Here is a 4,489-nt window from a genome sequence, read left to right on the forward strand (position 1 = left end):
AGGAGCCAAACCAGCGTTGCACAGAAAGAAAAGGACTTGAAAATGTAATTTCCTCATGCAGATCGATTTTCCAGAACACGGTCTCGCCCCGGATCTCGACCGCCCCGAAATCGTGCCATCCCTCGGGATCATTCTCAGGCTCGAATGTGGCAAACTCACCGGTCGCCTTCACCGCCTCGGCCATGAAGCCGTCACCAGCCTCCATAAGCGCGCGAGTGACATGCATCCGGCCCTGGATTGGTTCAGCGGGCGGCACCCCAAGGCATGCAAGTTTACGAAACGCGTCGTTCTGCACCGCGATCACGGTCGGATCCGGACGGTCTGGCTGGGGTTGAACATTCATGGACATGGGGATCTCCCTTGAGAATTTGAAACACCCTTCTCAAAGCCCGCTTTTTCTTTTCCGCTTGGCGGAGGAACCCAGACAAACCTGCCCGAACCAAACAGTTCCGACAGTCCGCTAAGCGGGACAAAGCACTCTTTCGCTGCGCTTGCTCGAATGGCAGCGACGAGTAACTAGGGATTCTCTCTCCTGCGCCCTTTCTTTCAGTCCACTTGTTTGCAGTGAAAATTTAATTCGGGGGATCTGTATATCCCATTTGGCATGATCGGCAGGTATCCTTCCAATCGTTGCGGCTGTGAAAGCGCGGCTTGAGTCATGATCGATCACCTGCCAGCACAATGAACACTACTTTGCTTCGCGGAATGTCGCGTTGAATGCGATGGAGACGCGCTCTTCTTGAGTTTCGTTCGGGTAGACCCAATGTACGAGGTAGGAGGGAAATAGAACCAGTTCGCCTGGATGCGGTCGGAACTTGCGTGCCGCCCCGAATATCGGGGATTTGAGGATGCGCCAGTTTGGCAGATCGGTGCGCGGATTGAGAAACTCGATTTTGCCAGATTCACCTTTTTCGACGGCGGGTTGGGACACATAGTAAACGCCAGACCAATGTGCACCCGGATGGGTGTGCGGGGCATTGAAACCTCCCGAAGGCGTTGAATTCATCCATCCAAAAAGATCCAGTTTCTGCGTTGCGAGGTCCAGATCAGGGCTGACGTTCTGGGTAGCTATGTAGGTCGCAGCCTCAGCCACGGTCTTGAGTTGCATGATACACGGTGTGGTGGATTCAAACAAATCTCCGGAAGAATGCCATGCGCCATAGTTGGATTTGGCGACACCCTCGCTTTGCTTGCGTAGGCGCGCGCCTTCTTGCAACAGATCACGGTTGAAGGCATCCGCGTCCGGGAGCCGGAAACGAAACAGCGGGGTTGAGAAGAGTTCTTCGCAATCGGTTTGCTCAAGTGTGTCCATGGTCATATTCCGTATCGTTATGGCCCCCGCATAAGATCGCGGGGGCCAGATTTCGCTATTCTACTGTGATTGTGATCACTTCGGAAAACACCGGAGCATTGTGCGGGATGTGGTCCTTGTCGCCAAGGACAAGCTGCAGCTTGTGAACACCGGGAGCGAGTTCAATCATCGTCTCTGTCTGCCCTTTTCCGAAGTGCAGCAGACTGTCGTCAGCAGGCATGTTCATATTGAACTCTTCGGCACCATCCTCGCCTTCACCTAGAGCCGGGCGATCGATCAGCAAGTGGTGGTGGCCGGTGTTCTCGACGTCAACGCCCGCAGGCGCGACGCCCATGCCTGTCAGACCAAAGATGACTTTCACAGGGCTCTGAACGGTATCGCCATCCTGCAGGTTCACGAAATACTGGACGCTGCCGGGGGCCGCTGGGGTCTCGCCCGCAAGTGCGGCAAGCGGGGCCATGATCAGCGTCGCAGCGACAAGAGTAAGTTTACGCATTGAATAATTCCTTTGTTGGTTGTCTTCAGAGTTCTGCCAGGGCGACGCTACATGCGCCGCCCTGGCATTTGACTCACGGTTGATCCGCAGTCGGTTTCTTGCTCGATTGGCTTCGTTGCCTGAAACGGTGCCTGCGCTTACGCCCGAGGGGACTTTCGGGCGCAAGTTCTGGTTCGCCGGGTTCCGTTACGCGAGATCGAAGCGATCAAGGTTCATCACCTTCGTCCAGGCTGCGACGAAATCCTGGACAAAGGCCAAATGCGCATCTTCGCTGGCGTAGACTTCGGCCAAGGCACGCAGTTGCGAGTTGGATCCAAACAACAGATCAACGCGGGTGCCGGCCCATTTCACCTGACCTGTCGCACGGTCCCGGCCTTCAAAGAAATCAGCCTGATCTGTCTTCGGCGCCCAAACCGTATCTCTTGTCAGTAGATTGGCGAAATAGTCATTGCTGAGCGTTCCCGGGCGATCGGTAAAGACACCGTGCATTAATCCGTCAGCATTGGTGTTCAATACTCGCAGGCCGCCGAACAACGCCGTCATTTCCGGAGCGGTCAATGTCAACAGCTGTGCACGGTCTATCAGCAACTCTTCCGCCGAGCGATTGAGGCCCGCCTTGAGATAGTTCCGGAAACCGTCGGCCACAGGCTCCAGGACCGCAAAAGACTCAACGTCGGTTTGTTCCTGCGTCGCATCCGTCCGGCCGGGCGCAAAGGGAACCGCAATATCGTGGCCGCCAGCGCTTGCTGCTTGCTCGATGCCGACACATCCACCCAAAACAATCAGATCTGCAAGTGACACGCGCTTCCGGCCTGAGCTAAAGGCAGTCTGGATTGCTTCCAGCGCCGCGATGACCTCGCCTGAGTTCGATTGCGTGTTCACCTCCCAGTCTTTTTGCGGTGCGAGCCGCAAACGCGCGCCGTTGGCTCCACCACGGTTATCGCTGCCACGGAACGTCGACGCAGAGGCCCATGCGGTTGAGACGAGTTGCGAGACTGACAGGCCAGAAGCCAGTATTTGCGACTTCAGCGCCGTGATGTCTTGCTCTTCGATCAGATCGTAGTCCGCCACCGGAACGGGGTCTTGCCAGATCAATTGCTCGGTGGGAACCATGCTGCCGACATAGCGGCTGACCGGTCCCATATCGCGGTGCGTCAGTTTGAACCAGGCACGCGCGAAAGCGTCAGCAAAGGCGTCTGGGTCTTTGTGGAACCTGCGTGAGATTTTCTCATATGCAGGGTCCATGCGCAGGGCGAGGTCACTTGTGAACATGACCGGGGCATGGGTCTTGTTTGGGTCATGGGCGTCGGGCACCATTCCTTCGGCGTTTGCGTCCGTGGGGATCCATTGCTGGGCACCGGCCGGACTACGAGTCAATTGCCATTCGAAACCGAACAGCATGTCGAAATACCCGTTGTCCCACGCAATTGGCGTGGGCGTCCAAGCACCTTCGAGTCCGCTGGTGATCGTGCTGCCTGCATTGCCAGTGCCAAAACTGTTCTTCCAGCCAAAGCCCTGCTCTTCAAGTGCGGCGGCCTCGGGTTCACGACCGACATATTTGCCGGGATCAGCAGCCCCATGGCCCTTGCCGAAGGTGTGACCACCTGCAATCAATGCGACGGTTTCCTCGTCGTTCATGGCCATCCGGGCAAAGGTATCACGAATGTCGCGGGCGGATGCCAACGGATCGGCGACGCCATTGGGACCTTCGGGATTTACATAGATCAGCCCCATCTGGACCGCGCCTAGCGGATTGGCCAGTTCCCGATCGCCACTGTAGCGTTCGTCGCCCAACCAGGTCGTTTCAGGTCCCCAATAGATGTCTTCTTCCGGCTCCCAGATATCAATACGGCCACCACCAAACCCGAAGGTCTTGAGGCCCATCGAATCCAGCGCACAGGTGCCTGCAAAGATCATCAGATCGGCCCAGGAAATCTTCTGGCCGTACTTTTGTTTGATCGGCCACAGCAGTGCGCGGGCCTTGTCGAGGTTGCCGTTTGTTGATTTCCATTGAGAAGTGACCCGGTATTTTCACCGAGATTTGACCCACCCTTGATTATGTATCAGCGGTTACTTTGTGGTCAATGCTGGTGTCTCCTTTCTCTTTTTCTTTGCGGCTTCTGAGCTGGCTTTGTAGCGGTAGCTGTCGTTGCCGGTTTCCAGGATGTGGCAGCGGTGTGTGAGCCTATCGAGAAGCGCAGTTGTCATCTTGGCATCGCCGAAGACCTGGGCCCATTCCGAGAAGCTGAGATTGGTGGTGATGATCACGCTGGTCCGTTCGTAGAGTTTGCTCAGCAGGTGGAACAGCAGCGCGCCGCCGGATGAACTGAACGGCAAGTAACCCAATTCATCCAGAATAACCAAGTCGATCTTGGTCAGCATCTCGGCCAGTTTACCGGCCTTCCCGAGGGCCTTTTCCTGTTCCAGGGCGTTGACGAGTTCGACGGTCGAGTAGAAGCGCACTTTGCATTTGTGATGCTCGATGGCCTGAACGCCGATGGCGGTGGCGATGTGGCTTTTGCCCGTACCGGGGCCGCCGATCAGGACAACATTTTCCGCATTTTCCATGAACTCGCCGCGGTGCAATTGCCGGACAGTGGCCTCGTTGATCTCGCTGGGGTCGTGTCTCGGAGTTGGTGGAAATTTGAAGGCGGCGTAATCTCCGGGTGAACATCCACCCA

General features: G+C 56.4%; 4 protein-coding genes and 1 pseudogene. All 5 read right to left on the reverse strand.

Annotated elements, in window-relative coordinates; genetic code table 11:
- The coding region (locus C6W91_RS20710; protein WP_370571552.1) for a DUF3768 domain-containing protein at window positions 1-349 on the reverse strand (349 nt) is incomplete at its 3' end.
- Window positions 350-688: 339 nt separating this feature from the next.
- Window positions 689-1,312 (reverse strand): TIGR02466 family protein, encoded by a 624-nt coding sequence (locus C6W91_RS20715; RefSeq protein WP_340251708.1) that lies wholly within the window; start codon window positions 1,310-1,312, stop codon window positions 689-691.
- A gap of 55 nt (window positions 1,313-1,367) precedes the next feature.
- Window positions 1,368-1,808 (reverse strand): DUF4399 domain-containing protein, encoded by a 441-nt coding sequence (locus C6W91_RS20720; protein WP_340251705.1) that lies wholly within the window; start codon window positions 1,806-1,808, stop codon window positions 1,368-1,370.
- A 186-nt stretch (window positions 1,809-1,994) separates the two neighbouring features.
- Window positions 1,995-3,806 (reverse strand): annotated as a pseudogene (katG, locus tag C6W91_RS20725) (catalase/peroxidase HPI); the annotation flags it as partial.
- A gap of 72 nt (window positions 3,807-3,878) precedes the next feature.
- On the reverse strand, window positions 3,879-4,489 hold a 611-nt coding region (gene istB, locus C6W91_RS20730), incomplete at its 5' end, for an IS21-like element helper ATPase IstB (RefSeq protein WP_370571554.1).

Origin of the sequence: Phaeobacter sp. SYSU ZJ3003, assembly GCF_041300735.1 — a bacterium.
GTDB lineage: Bacteria > Pseudomonadota > Alphaproteobacteria > Rhodobacterales > Rhodobacteraceae > Phycobacter > Phycobacter gallaeciensis_A.

Coding starts and splice junctions, on each gene's coding strand:
- C6W91_RS20720 (WP_340251705.1), bottom strand. CDS start 1,808: ATGCGTAAACTTACTCTTGTCGCTGCGACGCTGATCATGGCCCCGCTT.
- C6W91_RS20715 (WP_340251708.1), bottom strand. CDS start 1,312: ATGGACACACTTGAGCAAACCGATTGCGAAGAACTCTTCTCAACCCCG.